At 61.0% G+C, this 14,612-nt stretch carries 15 protein-coding genes and 1 pseudogene; 10 read left to right on the top strand and 6 right to left on the bottom strand.

Going from position 1 to position 14,612, the window contains the following annotated elements; genetic code table 11:
• Positions 1 to 76: 76 nt before the first annotated feature.
• The 3 genes from B2J89_RS19190 to B2J89_RS19180 all read right to left on the bottom strand — a co-directional run bounded on the left by B2J89_RS19190 (position 77) and on the right by B2J89_RS19180 (position 2,703).
• On the bottom strand, positions 77 to 577 hold the full coding sequence (locus B2J89_RS19190) for a MarR family winged helix-turn-helix transcriptional regulator (RefSeq protein WP_169170354.1): 501 nt from the start codon (positions 575 to 577) through the stop codon (positions 77 to 79).
• A 185-nt stretch (positions 578 to 762) separates the two neighbouring features.
• Entirely contained in the window at positions 763 to 1,230 is a 468-nt protein-coding gene (locus B2J89_RS19185; RefSeq protein ID WP_169170353.1) for a CopD family protein, read from the bottom strand.
• Between the two features lie 90 nt (positions 1,231 to 1,320).
• A complete protein-coding gene (locus B2J89_RS19180; protein ID WP_169170357.1) occupies positions 1,321 to 2,703 on the bottom strand; it encodes a GGDEF domain-containing protein in 1,383 nt (460 codons plus the stop codon).
• A gap of 191 nt (positions 2,704 to 2,894) precedes the next feature.
• Here B2J89_RS19180 and B2J89_RS19175 point away from each other — a divergent pair, with 191 nt between their 5' ends.
• Positions 2,895 to 5,570 carry a bifunctional acetate--CoA ligase family protein/GNAT family N-acetyltransferase gene (locus B2J89_RS19175; RefSeq protein WP_169170352.1) on the top strand — a complete coding sequence of 892 codons (2,676 nt, stop codon included), beginning with the start codon at positions 2,895 to 2,897 and terminating at the stop codon, positions 5,568 to 5,570.
• Positions 5,571 to 5,815: 245 nt separating this feature from the next.
• On the opposite strand, the gene B2J89_RS19170 is transcribed toward B2J89_RS19175, so the two are convergent.
• The 3 genes from B2J89_RS19170 to B2J89_RS19160 form a co-directional block, all read right to left on the bottom strand.
• Complete coding sequence (locus B2J89_RS19170) at positions 5,816 to 6,511, bottom strand: hypothetical protein (protein WP_240965074.1); 696 nt, start codon at positions 6,509 to 6,511, stop codon at positions 5,816 to 5,818.
• A 207-nt stretch (positions 6,512 to 6,718) separates the two neighbouring features.
• Positions 6,719 to 7,315, bottom strand: a complete 597-nt coding sequence (locus B2J89_RS19165; RefSeq protein ID WP_206041333.1) for a hypothetical protein — start codon at positions 7,313 to 7,315, stop codon at positions 6,719 to 6,721.
• Between the two features lie 60 nt (positions 7,316 to 7,375).
• Complete coding sequence (locus B2J89_RS19160) at positions 7,376 to 7,846, bottom strand: hypothetical protein (protein ID WP_169170351.1); 471 nt, start codon at positions 7,844 to 7,846, stop codon at positions 7,376 to 7,378.
• A gap of 582 nt (positions 7,847 to 8,428) precedes the next feature.
• On the opposite strand from B2J89_RS19160, the gene B2J89_RS19155 reads away from it, so the two are divergent.
• From B2J89_RS19155 to B2J89_RS19115, 9 genes and pseudogenes are all read left to right on the top strand, one after another.
• Positions 8,429 to 9,013, top strand: a complete 585-nt coding sequence (locus B2J89_RS19155; protein WP_169170350.1) for a prepilin peptidase — start codon at positions 8,429 to 8,431, stop codon at positions 9,011 to 9,013.
• A gap of 30 nt (positions 9,014 to 9,043) precedes the next feature.
• Complete coding sequence (gene cpaB, locus B2J89_RS19150; protein ID WP_169170349.1) at positions 9,044 to 9,895, top strand: Flp pilus assembly protein CpaB; 852 nt, start codon at positions 9,044 to 9,046, stop codon at positions 9,893 to 9,895.
• Positions 9,896 to 9,920: 25 nt separating this feature from the next.
• Complete coding sequence (locus tag B2J89_RS19145; RefSeq protein ID WP_169170513.1) at positions 9,921 to 11,444, top strand: type II and III secretion system protein family protein; 1,524 nt, start codon at positions 9,921 to 9,923, stop codon at positions 11,442 to 11,444.
• A 10-nt stretch (positions 11,445 to 11,454) separates the two neighbouring features.
• Positions 11,455 to 11,727 carry a hypothetical protein gene (locus B2J89_RS19140; protein WP_169170512.1) on the top strand — a complete coding sequence of 91 codons (273 nt, stop codon included), beginning with the start codon at positions 11,455 to 11,457 and terminating at the stop codon, positions 11,725 to 11,727.
• 162 nt (positions 11,728 to 11,889) lie between these two features.
• Positions 11,890 to 12,105: a Flp family type IVb pilin gene (locus B2J89_RS19135; RefSeq protein WP_169170511.1), complete on the top strand. Its 216-nt coding sequence runs from the start codon at positions 11,890 to 11,892 to the stop codon at positions 12,103 to 12,105.
• Positions 12,106 to 12,180: 75 nt separating this feature from the next.
• Positions 12,181 to 13,422, top strand: a complete 1,242-nt coding sequence (locus B2J89_RS19130) for a pilus assembly protein TadG-related protein (RefSeq protein WP_169170510.1) — start codon at positions 12,181 to 12,183, stop codon at positions 13,420 to 13,422.
• A 10-nt stretch (positions 13,423 to 13,432) separates the two neighbouring features.
• On the top strand, positions 13,433 to 13,885 hold the full coding sequence (locus B2J89_RS19125) for a TadE/TadG family type IV pilus assembly protein (protein ID WP_169170509.1): 453 nt from the start codon (positions 13,433 to 13,435) through the stop codon (positions 13,883 to 13,885).
• Positions 13,882 to 14,325, top strand: a complete 444-nt coding sequence (locus tag B2J89_RS19120) for a TadE/TadG family type IV pilus assembly protein (RefSeq protein WP_169170508.1) — start codon at positions 13,882 to 13,884, stop codon at positions 14,323 to 14,325. Before B2J89_RS19125 ends, B2J89_RS19120 begins: the two co-directional genes overlap by 4 nt.
• Before the next feature lie 19 nt (positions 14,326 to 14,344).
• Positions 14,345 to 14,612 (top strand): annotated as a pseudogene (locus tag B2J89_RS19115) (histidine kinase); the annotation flags it as partial.

Genomic DNA, 14,612 nt, shown 5'->3' with positions numbered 1-14,612 from the left:
AGGGCGGCGGGGCGTCGCAGCGCAGCGGCGGTTAAAGGAAACGGGGAGGGCATGGGCGTCTTGGGGAGTGAAAGCATTAGCCGGCCGGCTTGCCGGTGGACTGGCGCAGCGCTTCGCCGTTGGCCAGCATGCGCTGCAAAAACTGCAGCAGCTGTTGCCATTCACCGTGGCTGAAGTCGCTCAGGTGGCCGTTGAGCACCTCGGCGAGCGCGCCCGGCACCTTGGCGGCGACCTCGCGGCCCGCATCCGTCAGCACCAGGTGCACCACGCGGCGGTCCGCGGTCGAGCGCTCGCGGCGCACCAGGCCTTTGGCCTCGAGGCGGTCGAGCGCGCGCGTCATGGCGCCGGGGTCGATCTCCAGGTCGCGCGCGAGACTGGCCACGGTGTTGCTCTCGCAGCGCATGAGCTTGTAGAGGGGCAGGTACTGCACATAGGTCAGGTCGTGCGCGGCAAGCTGCGCATCGGCCTGCGACAGGATGGAGCTGAGCACCTTGCGCATCAGGTAGCCCACGCTCTGGTCGGGCGTGTACTGGCCGGGCTCATAGAAAGGGCGGGGCGCCGCAGCGGGTTGGGACATGGCGCGCAATTTACTTGCCTAGACAATGATTGTCTCGACATGAATTGATGCCCGGGAGCCCTGCGGGGTTTTTTTGCCGCCGCGCCGACAGGGATCGGATACCTTGGGGCGGGGCATATTCGCTATTTAATCGATAGCTTTCCGCGCTTGTTGGTATTGGTCTGGAGGTACTTTGGAATCCAAACTCAGGCGAGCCGCACCACCGCCACGATCGCCACGCCGATCCACAGGTTGACCACCACCCAGGTGCGGATGCTCGCCAGCGCCTGGCCACCCGCCGCCCAGTCCGACGCGGCGGCGGCGCGCTGCAGGCGCTTGAATAGCGCAAAGCGGATGTGGCCAAAAATCGCCATCATCACCAGGCCCAGCGTGGCCATCACGGTCCACGACAGCGGCATCGAAAACTGCCCGCCCGACTGCACGGCCTCCTTGGCGACGCGGCCGATCATCCACAGCCCCGTGCCCAGCACCAGCACCACCGCGGCCCCAATGGCGGCAAAAAAGCGCTGCAGCACGCCCAGCATCAGCGGCACGCGCAGCGCGGGAGGCAATGTCTGCGCGGCCGGGCGCAGGAAGAAATGGGCGAACACCATGCCGCCGATCCAGACGATGAGGGCCAGCAGGTGGATGAGCTTGAGGGTGGCGTAGAGCATGGGGGAGCTTTCAAAAGAGGCCCTGGTGGGGCGGGATGCATGGATGTCGGGGCCGGCCGACGCAGCCTGCCGGCCGTGGCGGGGACGGCTTCAGGCGGCCGTGCTGGCGCCGCCGTGGGAGCTCGGGTGGGGCGCGGGCGTGCTCACGGGCCGCCACGCGGCGGGAGCGGCGTTTCTCTTGCACTGGTACATCGCCGCGTCGGCGTGGGCCAGCAGCGTGGTGGCTTCGCTGCCGTGGTCGGGGTAGACCGCGACGCCAATGCTCGGGACGATGGCCACGCGCTGGCCTGGCAGCGTAAAGGGCGCGGCAAATGCGGCCAGGATCTTTTGCGCCACGTTGTCTGCGTGGCCGCTCGACGGGCCGCTTTCGAGCAGCACCACGAATTCGTCGCCGCCCAGGCGCGCGACCGTGTCCGAACTGCGCACGCAGCCGAGCAGCCGCTGGGCGACTTGTTGCAACAGCAGGTCGCCCGCAGCGTGGCCGAGGGTGTCATTGACCTGCTTGAAGTGGTCCAGGTCCAGGAACAGCAGCGACAGCCGCGTGTGGTCGCGCCGCGCCCGGGCCAGCGCGGTGCGCAGGCGGTCGAGAAAGAGCTGGCGGTTGGGCAGCTCGGTGAGCTGATCGAACTGCGCCATGTGCTGCAGCCGGGCATGCATCTGCTTGCGCTCGATGGCAAACGCGATCTGCGCGGACACGAACTGCAGCAAATCCCTGTCCTTCTCGGTGTAGCGCGCGTCCTCGCCATAGCCCTGCAGCACCAGCGCGCCGATGGCGCCGCGCTGCGTTGCCAGGGGCACGCCGAGCCAATAGGGCGCCGCTGCCGCCGCTGCCTCCGCTGCGCCAGCGGTCTCGGGCGTGACCAGCAAGGTCTGCCCGCTGCGGATGACCTGGGCGCACAGCGCGTCCGCGCCCAGCGGCAGTGGCGGGGGCGCCGCATGGCGTTCGTTCACGTGATAAGGAAAGCTCAGCTCGTCGCGCTCGGCGTCGTACAGCGCCACGGCAAAGTTCTGTGCCGCCAGTAGGCCGCCCAGGGTCTGGTGGATGCGCTCGAACAGCGCCAGCAGGTCTTCGGCCGTGTGGGCCGCCTCGGAAATCGCGTACACGGCGGCCTGCAGCGCCTCGGTGTGCTTGCGCTCGGTGACGTCGTGCGCCACAGCCACGCGCACCTGCTCGGTCTCCACCCAGCGCGCGGTCCAGCGGATGTGCGCGATGCGGCCGTCCTTGCGCACGTAGCGGTTCTCGAAGCCCAGTTGCAGCCCGCCGTCCGTCACGCGCTGCGCTTCCTGCCGCGTGAGCTCGCGGTCGTGCGGGTGCACCAGATCGAACATGCGCAGACCCACGGCCTCTTCGGGGGCGTAGCCAAAAATGCGCTCGAATGCCGCACTCACAAAAACGATGCGGCTTTCGACATCGACGATGCAGACGGCGTCGAGCAGCAGGTCTGCGAGGTTGGTGGACAAAAGGCGGTGCATGGCGGCGGAGCGAGAAGACATTTTCAGGGCGCGGCGCAGCGGGCGGTGGGGCGGGAAATGGAGCGGACGGGCATCGCGGCATTGTGCCCGCCTGGCGTGACAAGCGTGCGGCCAGGGCTGGCTGCGGGCAAGGCAGAATGCCATGTGCCCGCCGGCAGAGCGCCGGCCTTCCACCGACCGCCGACCGCGCCATGGACAAACACTACCTCACCCCCCTTTTCACGCCAGTGTCCATCGCCGTGCTGGCTGGCAGCTCCGAGGCCCCCGAGCAGCTCACGCCCCAGGCGCGGGCCGTGCACAGCGCGCTGCGGGCACAGAAGTTCAAGGGCACGCTGCAGTTTCTCGATGTCCACACCAGCGGCACGCTGGCCGACCTGGCGCAGCGGCGCGCCGACCTCACGGTCATTGCCCTGCCGGCGCAGGACCTGCCGGCAGCGCTGGAGGTGGCCGCGCGCATTGGCTCGCGCGCGGCGCTGGTCATCTCCAGCGGGGTGGGCGCGGCCGAGGCCGCAGAGCTGAAGAAAATCGCCCAGCGCGAGGGCATCTACCTGCTCGGCCCCAACAGCATGGGCCTGCAGCGCCCGGTCTTGGGCCTCAACGCCAGCGCGGTCGGTCCACTGGCCAATGCCGGCCCGCTGGCGCTGGTGTCGCAGTCGGGGGCGCTGACCTCGGCCATCCTGGACTGGGCCGGCAACAACGGCGTCGGCTTTTCGTCGGTGGTGTCGCTCGGGCCCGAAACGGCGCTCGACATCGCGCAGGTGCTCGACTTCCTGGCCAGCGACCCGCACACGCAAAGCATCGTCGTCTACCTCGAAGGCATCTCGAATGCGCGCGAATTCATGAGCGCGCTGCGCTCGGCCGCACACGCCAAGCCGGTGGTCGTGCTCAAGGCCGGGCGCAAGCCGGCCGGCAACCGCGCGGCGCTCACGCACAGCGCGGCCATCGTCGGCAGCGACGACGTGTTCGATGCCGCCCTGCGGCGCGCGGGCGCGGTGCGCGTACGCTCGTTCGTGGAATTGTTCTCGGCCGCCAAGTGCCTGGCCTCGCGCTACCGCGCCGTCGGCCCGCGCCTGGCCATCGTCACCAACGGTGGCGGCCCGGGGGTGCTGGCGGCCGACTGGGTCAATGAAATCGGCCTCGACCTGGGCACGCTGCAGGGGCCGCGCGCGCAGGCGCTGGCGCCACAGCTGCCCCCGCTTGCCTCGCTCAGCGACCTGATCAATTTATCGGAAGACGCCACGCCGGCGCACTACCAGCTGGCGGTCGAGGCGGCCAGCGCCGAGCCCTTGGTCGACGGCGTGCTGGCGATTTATTCGCCGCGCAGCAACGCCGATGCCAGCGGCGTGGCGCGCGCGCTGGCGCAGACCGCACGCCAGATGTCCAAGCCGCTGCTGACCTGCTTCATGGGCGATGCCCAGGTGGTGCCGGCGCGCGCTGTGCTGCGCGAGGCGGCGCTGCCGGCCTTCCGCACGCCCGAGGCGGCGGTGGGCGCGTTTGGCGACATCGCCTCGTTCTACCAAAACCAGAAGATGCTGCAGCAGACGCCGACCTCGCTGAGCGCGCTGGCCAAGCCCGACATCGCCGGCGCGCGCCTGCTGATCGAGAGCGTGCTGGCCGAGCAGCGGCATGTGTTGACCGAGATCGAATCCAAGACGCTGCTGGCGGCCTTCCACATCCCCGTGACGCAGACCGTTCTGGCGCGCAGCGCCAACGAGGCCATGATGATCGCCACGCAGCTGGGCTTTCCGGTGGCGCTCAAGATCGATTCGCCCGATGTGGCGCACAAGTCCGACGTGGGCGGCGTGGCGCTCGATATCCGCAATGGCTCGGCGGCGCGCGACGCCTACAACGACATGGTGCAGCGCGTGGCGCACGCGCAGCCCGGCGCGCGCATCAACGGCGTGAGCGTGCAGCGCATGGCGCGCGGCCAGCGCGGGCGCGAAATCTGCATCGGCATGGTCAGCGATGAGCCGTTCGGCCCGGTCATCACCTTTGGCGCGGGCGGCACCATGATCGAGCTGATCAACGACCGCGCGATGGAGCTGCCGCCGCTCAACCAGTACCTGGCGCACCACCTGATCGAGCGCTCGCGCGTGGCGCAGACGCTGGGCGAGTGGCGCAACGCCCAGGCCGTGAACCGCGAGGTGCTGGAGCAGACGCTGCTGCGCGTCTCGGAGATGGTGTGCGCGCTGCCCTCGCTGCGCGAGATGGACATCAACCCGCTGATCGTCGACGAGTTCGGCGCGGTGGCGGTCGACGCGCGCATCGTCATCGGGCACGCGCAGGACAGCAGCGGCTTTGGCCATCTGGCCATACCGCCGTACCCGGCGCAGTACGAGCATGTCTGGCCGCTGCGCGACGGCGGCCAGTACACCGTGCGCCCCATCCGCCCCGACGATGCGCCGCAGCTGCAGGCGCTGGTGCAGGGCCTGTCGCCGCAGAGCCGCTACTTTCGCTTCGTGTCATCGCTGGTCGAGCTGCCGCCCTCGATGCTGGCGCGCTTTGCGCTGATCGACTACGACCGCGAGATGGCGCTTGCCGCCATCTTCCGTGAGCGCCAGGTGGCCGCCGACGGCACCGTGACCGAAACCGAGCGCCTGGTGGGCGTCTCGCGCTACGTCACCAACCCCGACCACAGCAGCTGCGAGTTCGGCCTGGTGGTGGCCGACGATTTCAACGGCAAGGGACTGGGCTCGCGCCTGATGCTCAGCATCATGGACGTGGCGCGTGACCGCGGCCTGGCGGAAATCGAAGGCCTGGTGCTGGCCAACAACACCAGCATGCTGCGCCTGATGCGCAATCTGGGTTTTGCCATCAAGCCTTTTGCCGAGGATGCCGACTTCAAGCTCGTGACGCACCGGCTGTGAATGGATTCCCTGCGCGCCCTTGGCAGCGCCGTTGCGCTTGCCCGTCGTCCAGTGGCGGAGCACGGTCGGGAGCGCGGAAAGCCGTGCGCGTGTCGCATTGCCACACGCATCGGTGGCACCGCCAGTGCTTTTGTGCTCTTTAAATGAGAGCTTCTAGCGCTTGATGGGCCTGCGTTAGAGGCCTATTTCATGATTTATTCGGAGGGCATGGCGGCCGCCGTCCAGATGCCTTGTGGGCTGCGCTGTCACCGTGCCGCGACCGGGTCGAAGCCAAAAAACGAGGCCGCAGACTGCATCTCCGGCAGCACATAGACCACGCCCGGCGCATGGCCCAGGTGGGGCAGCACAAAGCGGTCATAGAACGCGGCGGGCACGTTCACGCAGCCGTACGAGATGCGGTTGTCTGCCGGCGTGGCGCTGGCCAGGCGCTGCAGGCGGCGCTCGGCCGGGTTGGTTGCGCGCACGCGGTGCAGCGAGACCGCGTCGTCGTAGTCGATCCAGACAATGTCCTCGCCCTGCAGGTTGCGCCCCGGCTCGGAGACAAAGCGCCCGGCAGGCGTGGTGCGCTCGTGCGGTGCGATGCGGGACATGGGCCGCTCGCCGATGCCGGGCACCGCGCGGTCGCCCCGCGCCAGGCCCAGCAGCACGGGGGCTGATGCCTGGAGCGTGCCGTCGGCGCTGAACACATGCACCGCGGCAGCGCGCTTGTCCACCAACACGAATGGCAGCCGCGCGTTGTTGCCGCTGCGCCGCACCCAGTGGGCCACCGCGCGCGCCTCGGACGAAAGCGCGGGCTGCGCCGCGGTCGTTGCGCGGGGAATGGTGGCGCTGCCGCCGGCCGGTGCCGCCTGCGCGGCGCCGCCGCACCCGGCCGCCACAGCCGCCAGCACCGTGCACGCACGGATCCAATGGAGCCAAGAAGAGGAGCAGGGCAGTGTCATGGGAAAGGGCAACGAAACGTCAGATTCACGATTCTGTGGCGCACGCAGGTGGCGCAGCATTCCACACAATTCACAAAAAAGCGGCCATCTCGTGTGAAATGGCCGCCCGTCGAACGGCTATCAAACCGCCAAGGTCAGTGTCTACTATGCCAGAGCGCTCGGGGCGGTGCGCCCCGGCGCGTGCCTGGCCGGCCGGTGCACTGCCGATCAGCGGTACACGTGCTCGCCGCGGTTGTTGCGCCACTCGTTTTCGAGATAGGCGGCGTCGTCGTCCGACTTGGTGCGCAGACCCATCAGAATGCCGCCGCGCTTGATGCCTTCTTCATAGTGCTTGACGCGCTCTTCGGGAATGTTCCAGCCGATCAGTGCGCCGATCAGGCCACCACCGGCGGCACCCGCTCCAGCACCTGCGGCGGCCGCTGCCAGCGGGCCGGCAATCACCAGACCCAGGCCGGGCAGTGCCAGCGTCGTGCCCACGGCGGCAATGGCCGCGATCACCGCGCCCACGGTGCCGCCAATGGCGCCGCCAATGCCTGCGCCCTCGGCTGCCTTGTTGCCCAGCTCGGTTTCCCTGCCCGCGGTCGTGTCGCCAAAGTGGCGGGTGCGGGTTTCATCGGACATCACCAGGTTCACGTCGTCCTTGGAGTAGCCGCGGGTGTTCGCTGCGTTGTATGCGGCCTCGGCACTGTCGCGGTCGGGGAACAGGCCCGTCACAAGCTTGCCCGAGGGGGTGGTTGTGGTGGTCGTGCCGGTGGTGGAGTTGATGCCGGTCGTGTCGGTGGTCGGGTTGTAAGGCGTGTTCATGGCTTTTCCTCTCAGGTCAACAGGGATGAAAAAAGGCTGGGACGGGGTACAGCAAGGCCGTCAGTTGCGGTCTGCACGGGCGCGCCGGGTGCCATAGGCGCCCATGCGCTGGCCACTGCTGTTCATGTCGGAGCTCATGGCGCCCGTGGTGTTGTTGGTGTTGGTGTCCATGTTCGATGCACTGGAGCCCGTTCCCATCGATCCGCTGGTGCTGCCGGACATGCCCGCATTGCCAGTCGTGCCGGTGGTGGTGTTGGTAGTGCTAGTGCCGGTGCCGGTGCCGGTGCGGTTCTGGACCTGGTTGGCGGCGTCCCGGGCGCGGTCGGCGGCTGACTGGTCGGTGCGCACCACGGTGCCGGTGTCCGAGCGCGGCACAGCGTTCTGGGTGGCTTGGGACGCGTCTTGCGGTGTGACACCGACCGAGGCAGGAGGCTGTGTGCTCGTACTCGGGGTCGTCTGGGCGAAGGCGCCGCTGGCTGCCAGCGCCAGGGCTGCGCCCACTGACATGGCTTTGATCGATGCGTTCAACATGGCTTTCTCCTTGTCCGAAAGTGGGTAAACGAACCAGAAGCAGGCCGCAGGGCGCGGTGGGGAACGGTGTGCCACGGGGGCGGTGGCCTGTTCCCAGTTCGAACTTTCAGTGTGCTACCCGGCGCTGTCCGGGCCAGCGGAAAAAGCGCCCGTGAGCGTGTAGGAGATATCCGCCAGCTTGGATGGCTCCCCGGCCGCGAGGACGCCACTAGACGCTGATGCCTGTTGGACCAGGGATGTTTTGCCAATTTACCTTAGTAGATTTGTACTACCCATGCGCCTAAAAAAAGGCGCTTTGGCCTAATCAAAAAAGGGCTCAATGCCCATGCTCCCATTCCTTGCGTGGCTATATTTAATTTATCCGCAAGAGCATTGTCTCCAGGTGGAGTGAATAAAAATCAAAAATATACCAAACTGGAGATATATATGCAATCAGTCGGCCATCTGTTGCATGCCGTTGTGGAGTTTTTAAAGGGCGAGTCCGGCGTATCGCTTATAGAGTGCATATTAATAGGGGCTATTATCGCGGTGGTTAGCGCACTTTCGTTTCTCGCGCTGTCCAAAGAAATGCAAGGGTAGATCATGCAAGAATTTTATTCTTTAATGGAACTCCTGGTGGCGCTCATCAAGGATCCGCGCACCGCCGTTCTGTTTATATTTCTGGTAGCGGCTTCTGTGAACGACTATCGTACCTACAAGATTCCCAATTGGTTAACTGTCAGCGGTATTATTTTTGGATTGATTTACAGCGCGATAGTGCCGTTTTCACGCGACCATGGATTTTTTTGGGCATTGGGAGGGCTCGTGCTGGGGTTTTTGATCATGCTTCCCTTATACGCATTGAGAGTGATGGGTGCCGGGGATGTCAAGTTAATGGCCATGGTGGGTGCTTTCCTGGGTGTGACCGATATCTTGTATGCCGTCATTTTTTCATTCATTGTGGGTGGTATAGCCGCATTGGCGTTTGCGCTATATGCCAAGGCATTGGTACGCATGCTGCTTAATGTCAAGGACACTGTGCAAATGGTGGTGATTTCGGCCGTTGGCGGTTTCAAGCCGGAAGTGCAGATAGATGCACAAAAATCGGTAGGAAAACTGCCGTATGGCATCTGCATCAGTATTGGAACAATGACGTACGCCGTGGCAAAGCAACTAGGTTACGCATAAATCGTTCACTCAAGCCCATGAAAGACAGCAATGAAAAATATTAAAGCCCTCGGATTGTTGTTTCTTGCCTTGATGGTCGGTCTGGCAGCGGCAGTCTATGCAGCAGGCTGGGCAGCACGGCAATCGAATATTGCCTCCCACAAAGTCGTCGTCGCTGCGGTCGATATTGAAATGGGCAGCAAGATCAATCCGCAAATGCTGACATCGACGGACTGGCCCAGCGGTTCCATCCCGGAAGGCTCTTTCAAGGACATCAACGAACTGCAGGACCGGGTCGTCAAAGTCAGCGTGCTGAGAGGCGACGCGGTGCTGGAGCGCAAGCTGGCCCCTGCAGGTACCCAAGGCGGTCTTTCGGCCGTCATTGCCGAAGGCAAGCGGGCGATGACCGTGCGCGTCAATGACGTCGTCGGCGTGGCCGGCTTCGCTCTTCCTGGAAATTACGTCGATGTCATGGTCAATGCCCAGCAAGACAAGGGCAAGGGCGAAGAAGGCAAACAGATCAGCAAGACCGTGCTAGAGCATGTGCTGGTGTTGGCCGTGGCCCAGGAGTCAAGCCGGGACGACACCAAACCCAAGGTTGTCAGCGCCGTCACCCTGGAGCTGTCGCTCGAAGACTCCGAAAAACTCGACCTGGCCCGCAGTGTCGGCACCCTGTCATTGGTATTGCGCAACCAGATTGACAAGAAAACCGTAGCGACCTCCGGCATTACGAAGAGCCAGCTTTTCGGCGAAAAGGAAGTGGCACCCGCCGCCATGAAAGTGGCAGCTACCACGACGCCTGTTAACAAGCCAAGAGCAGTGATAGCCAGACCGGCCGCGCAGCCAGCGGCCGAATGTGTCGAAGTGATTCAGAACGGTTCCCGATTTATCAACTGTTTCTAAATAAAAAAAGAGGGAGCAAATAAAAATGCATAAAAAATATAAGAGCCTGATTTTTCTTGTCGTGTTGGCCCTGACCGGCCAATCGTTCAGCCAAGACAAAGCAGTTGCAGCCACTCATCCGACCACGAACCCGACCGTCGACCAAACACCACGCGCGACGTCAGGTTTAAAGCCCTGTATTGGCGAGGCGAGGGTCGACCCTCCCACCTACATGGCGCTCGGCAAGTCGCGCGTCATACAGCTGGATTACCCCGCATCCCGCATGCTCGTCGGCGGGCATTCATTCAGCCGCGCAGGTCGGGCGGTTTCGGCTAACGATAAGGCGGTCCCCGGAATGCCAGCCAATGCACCGGCAGTGCCAGCTTCAACACAAGGCTCGGATGGCGTGGCAGATGTGGAGATCACGTTGCTCAGCCCCAGAGAACTGTTCTTTCTGGGCAAAAAAGCCGGCTCCATGAACGTGATCCTGCAGAGTGCCGATGGCCGTTGCGTGGTCAAGGACATCATCGTCACCATTGATCCGGACACGCTGCAGTCCAAGCTCGCCGAGTTGATGCCTGAAGAAACCGGCATCAAGGTCAAAGGCGCCGAGAACGCCATTGTGCTGACCGGCCGGGTCAGCGACGCCATCAGGCTCGACGAAGTGATGAGCCTGGCCACCGCCTACGGCGACGGCAAAAAGGTCGTCAACCTGTTGCGCATCTCGACGCCGCAGCAAGTCATGCTGGAGGTCAAGATTGCCGAGGTCAGCAAGACCTTGCTCGATAAATTCGGTGCCAGTGTCGCCGTCAACCGCTCGAGTGATGGCGGCGCCAACAGCTTCTCCTTGCTGTCCAATTTCTTGAGCAATGGCGGCGGATTGCTGCAGGCGCTGCGGGTCGGCAGAACGGCGCTCAATCTCGATGGCCAGAAAGACGATGGCCTGGTGCGGGTGCTGGCCGAGCCCAACATCATGGCCATCAGTGGGCAATCCGCCAGCTTCCTGTCGGGCGGCAAGATTTTCATTCCGGTCGCGCAGACCAGAGAGGCGGGCGGCACCACTATCACGCTGGAAGAAAAGGAGTTCGGCATCGGCGTCAAGTTCACGCCAACCGTGCTCGATGGCACCCGGATCAATCTGAAAATGGTGTCCGAAGTCTCTGACCTGTTGCAGACCGGCTCGCCTTTCACCAGCGTCAACGGCATTACCTCCATCTTGCCTTCGCTCACGGTGCGCCGGGCCGATACCACGGTGCAACTCAACGATGGCCAAAGCTTCGTGATTGCCGGTCTGATCAAGAACAACGTTACCGAAACCATCAAGCGCTTCCCCGGCCTGGGTGAAGTGCCGGTCATGGGCGCCTTGTTCCGCAGTACCGAGTTCCAGAACGACCAGACCGAGCTGCTGTTCATCGTTACCCCCCGGCTGGTCAAACCGCTGACGGAAATTCCGAGGCTGCCGACTGACAACCACGTGGTGCCGAGCCGCGATGAAGTGATTTTCAACGGCAGTCTAGAAGGCGCCGCACCGGCATCTGCTGCTCCGGCTCCTGCCGCTGAAATGAAGTGAGGGAACGATCATGAACACACCTGCAATTGCCCTGCTACTCATCCTGCTGACAGGTTGCGCCTCCGTGACGCCCAATTACGACGCGAAGTTTGGCGATGCCGTTCGTGAAGCCAAACTGAAAATGATCATCAACCCTGACGCGGGCAGAAATTCAGACCAGGTGCTGGGAATGGACGGTAAATCGGCCAGGGAGTCGATGATTCTTTATCAGGGAACTTACAAGGCGCCGCCGCCCCCGGTCAATGTGATAAATATTGGAGGAGGCATTGGAGGGGGTAAATAGCAGCCCATAAGCAAAGGGTTGACTTATTGAAACATATAAGGCAAGGCTATTTATGATTTATTTTTACAAATCATTATATAGGAGGGCGGTCCATGTAGTGACATAAACGTTCTTGCCATGGTAATTTACTTATATTTTTAATTAACTTCGAGAGGCTATCAAATGAACAAATTTCTCACTCAAGTCAATGATTCCATCCGTTCCTTTGCAAAGGACGAGGAAGGTGCGCAAATTGTTGAATATGCATTAATTATTGCGGTTGTTTCTCTTGGATTGATTGCTGGATTTACCACTTTAATTGGTACAGATTTTCAGACATGGATTGGTAAAGTTGGAACTTGCTTGACTACTGGTAAATGCCCTGTTGCTACCCCTTAATGACAAGCAGAGCTAACGCAATTTGTAAGTTGCGTTAGCTCATTTTTTGCTCCTAATTATTCTTAGGGTAATATTATGAGTCGCCATCGTCAAAAGGGGGCAGTTATTGTCACCGTAGCGCTTTCCATGCTCTTCTTGCTGGGATTTATGGGAATTGCGCTGGACTTTGGCCGCCTTTTTATCGTTAAGACGGAGTTGCAAACGGCCATGGACAGTTGTGCCCTGGCGGCGGCGCAAGAATTGAATGGTGCACCTGACGCTTTAACTCGCGCCACAAGTGCAGGCAAGACAGCTGGCAATTTGAACAAGGTTCATTTTCAGCAAGCATCAGCTGAAATTGTTGATGCAGAAATTACTTTCAGCGACTCATTGGTGGGCACCTATAGTCACACATTCACTCCAGTTGATAAAGCAAAGTATGCCAAGTGCTTGCATACCAAATCGGGAATGGCGCCGTGGCTTTTGCAATCGATGAGCGCTTTTAGCGGGAACGACAGTTATAAAGCAAGCAACAGCGTATTTGCGCTTGGAGTGGCCACTCGTGTTTCAGCACAGAGCGCATGTGCTATTCCAGTGCAAATAACTCCAAAGACGTCTGCCTCTCCGGACTATGGCTATACGCCCGGCGAGTGGATTCCATCTCTTTATGACGAGAATAAAAACAACACAGCTCCCATGCCGGGTCATTTTGGTTGGGCCAACCTGGATGGCAGTTCGTCCGCCTCCGCTACAACAGATCAATTACTCGGTACGGGTTATTGCACTCTCAAAACGGGAGACACTATCTCAACCACTGGGGCCAAAGTCTCAGCAAGCACGGCATGGAATTCGCGCTTCGGTTTGTACAAGAATGGTGCTGGAAATCCGAAGATAGATAACGCAACGCCGGATTTAACAGGTTACGCCTATACGGCTACAAATTGGCCAAGCATGGAAAAGGCTTCAGGGGACTTTCTGGCCAAACGGGCAAGCAACCGTTCTTATGGAAATACCGTTGACACGATCAATGCCGGCGACGCCATCACTGGGCTCAACATCAAGGGAGGCTACAAATCATCTGAAATGGGTACTTACGCAGCAGGAGCGAACGCGCTGGCAGCGCATGGTGGAGATCGGAGATTGGCATTTGCCCCATTTGTTGTGGCGTCAAAAATAGCCGGATGGGCTTGCGTATTAATGTTGCACCCCATCGATGGACCCAAAACTACCGTTTACCTAGAGTATGTCGGAAATGCTGCTGGTTCTACCAGCCCATGTGCCAGTGCCGGATTGGCGGGTGGCACCAATGGCCCTCTGGTTCCTGCCCTGGTGCAATAGGAGTAGAAGCATGAAGACAAAACAAGAGGGCGTAGCCATAGTGGAGTTCGCTTTGGTACTTCCAATGCTGCTGATACTTACCTTTATCACCACGGAGTTTGGCAGGGCACTGTATCAGTACAACATATTGACTAAATCGGTGCGGGATGCCGCGCGATATTTATCTAGCCAGAATCCTAAAACAAAAATCACAGAATCAAAAAACCTGATCGTGTATGGGAGTCTTACCAATACCGGTTCGCCTTTGGCCTTTGGGCTTGAATTGAATCAAGTGAAAGACCCCGTATGGCAGCTTAGCGGTTCCAGCCCTATCATCAACACCGTCACGGTAAAAATAGCCGGATGCGCAACTTCAGCGCCGCCATGCTATAAGTTTATTCCATTGGTTTCCAGTGCGTTTGGTATAAATTTCGGTAATATCAACTACGCTGATATCAGCGCCACCATGCGGAGCCCGCTATGAAGAAGCAATTTGGGGCCACCATGGTGGAATTTGCCCTGGTTTTTATCGTGTTCATGACTTTTTTGCTCGGCATTATTGATTTTTCACGCATGTTATGGACTTGGAATGCGGCGAATGAGGCCACCCGCTGGGGCGCCCGCGCTTCGGTGGTTTGTGACAAGGATGCCACCGTGGTTTTAAGCAATATGAAGAAGTTTTTGCCACAGCTCACCGCGAGCAACGTCAAGATTGATTGGTATGACGGAGCAGGAAATATTAGTACCAGTTGCGACCATACCAACTGCGCTGGCGTCAATGTTCGAATTACCGGCCTCAACTATCAATGGATATCACCCGTCGGTTTTAGCAACTATGGGTCGATACCCATGCCAGGCTTTTCTACTTACCTGCCCAGGGAAGTCATGGGGCAAGACCCTGACAGTGCTGCTGTCTGCTCCTGAATTTCAGTGAAAGCACAAAATGAAAATCGCTCTTATTTCCCCCAACAAGAATCACCTGCAAGACATGAGCAAGGCGCTTCAAGCGCACTTGCATACGGTCACGCTCTTTGATGGCGGAAAGAGCCGGATGCGTGCGGTGGCTGAACAAGAGCAGCCGGACCTGATGCTGGTGGACGGCATGTGCTGCGATCCGCATGAACTGGTTCAAGTGGAATATGTCACCGCCCACCATCCCAAAATCGCGGTCATTCTGCTCTGCGCGACCCAGACGCCGGAGTTCCTGATCA

The sequence above is a fragment of the Acidovorax sp. SRB_24 genome (assembly GCF_012931925.1).
Note: the sequence above shows the minus strand (reverse complement) of the source record. Positions and strands in the feature narration are given on the sequence as shown.

What these genes read in the sequence shown, in the direction of transcription:
- B2J89_RS19190 (WP_169170354.1), bottom strand. Translation starts at nt 577, where the DNA reads ATGTCCCAACCCGCTGCGGCGCCCCGCCCTTTCTATGAGCCCGGCCAG.
- B2J89_RS19185 (WP_169170353.1), bottom strand. Translation starts at nt 1,230, where the DNA reads ATGCTCTACGCCACCCTCAAGCTCATCCACCTGCTGGCCCTCATCGTC.
- B2J89_RS19180 (WP_169170357.1), bottom strand. Translation starts at nt 2,703, where the DNA reads ATGCACCGCCTTTTGTCCACCAACCTCGCAGACCTGCTGCTCGACGCC.
- B2J89_RS19175 (WP_169170352.1), top strand. Translation starts at nt 2,895, where the DNA reads ATGGACAAACACTACCTCACCCCCCTTTTCACGCCAGTGTCCATCGCC.
- B2J89_RS19170 (WP_240965074.1), bottom strand. Translation starts at nt 6,511, where the DNA reads ATGACACTGCCCTGCTCCTCTTCTTGGCTCCATTGGATCCGTGCGTGC.
- B2J89_RS19165 (WP_206041333.1), bottom strand. Translation starts at nt 7,315, where the DNA reads ATGAACACGCCTTACAACCCGACCACCGACACGACCGGCATCAACTCC.
- B2J89_RS19160 (WP_169170351.1), bottom strand. Translation starts at nt 7,846, where the DNA reads ATGTTGAACGCATCGATCAAAGCCATGTCAGTGGGCGCAGCCCTGGCG.
- B2J89_RS19155 (WP_169170350.1), top strand. Translation starts at nt 8,429, where the DNA reads ATGCAAGAATTTTATTCTTTAATGGAACTCCTGGTGGCGCTCATCAAG.
- cpaB (WP_169170349.1), top strand. Translation starts at nt 9,044, where the DNA reads ATGAAAAATATTAAAGCCCTCGGATTGTTGTTTCTTGCCTTGATGGTC.
- B2J89_RS19145 (WP_169170513.1), top strand. Translation starts at nt 9,921, where the DNA reads ATGCATAAAAAATATAAGAGCCTGATTTTTCTTGTCGTGTTGGCCCTG.
- B2J89_RS19140 (WP_169170512.1), top strand. Translation starts at nt 11,455, where the DNA reads ATGAACACACCTGCAATTGCCCTGCTACTCATCCTGCTGACAGGTTGC.
- B2J89_RS19135 (WP_169170511.1), top strand. Translation starts at nt 11,890, where the DNA reads ATGAACAAATTTCTCACTCAAGTCAATGATTCCATCCGTTCCTTTGCA.
- B2J89_RS19130 (WP_169170510.1), top strand. Translation starts at nt 12,181, where the DNA reads ATGAGTCGCCATCGTCAAAAGGGGGCAGTTATTGTCACCGTAGCGCTT.
- B2J89_RS19125 (WP_169170509.1), top strand. Translation starts at nt 13,433, where the DNA reads ATGAAGACAAAACAAGAGGGCGTAGCCATAGTGGAGTTCGCTTTGGTA.
- B2J89_RS19120 (WP_169170508.1), top strand. Translation starts at nt 13,882, where the DNA reads ATGAAGAAGCAATTTGGGGCCACCATGGTGGAATTTGCCCTGGTTTTT.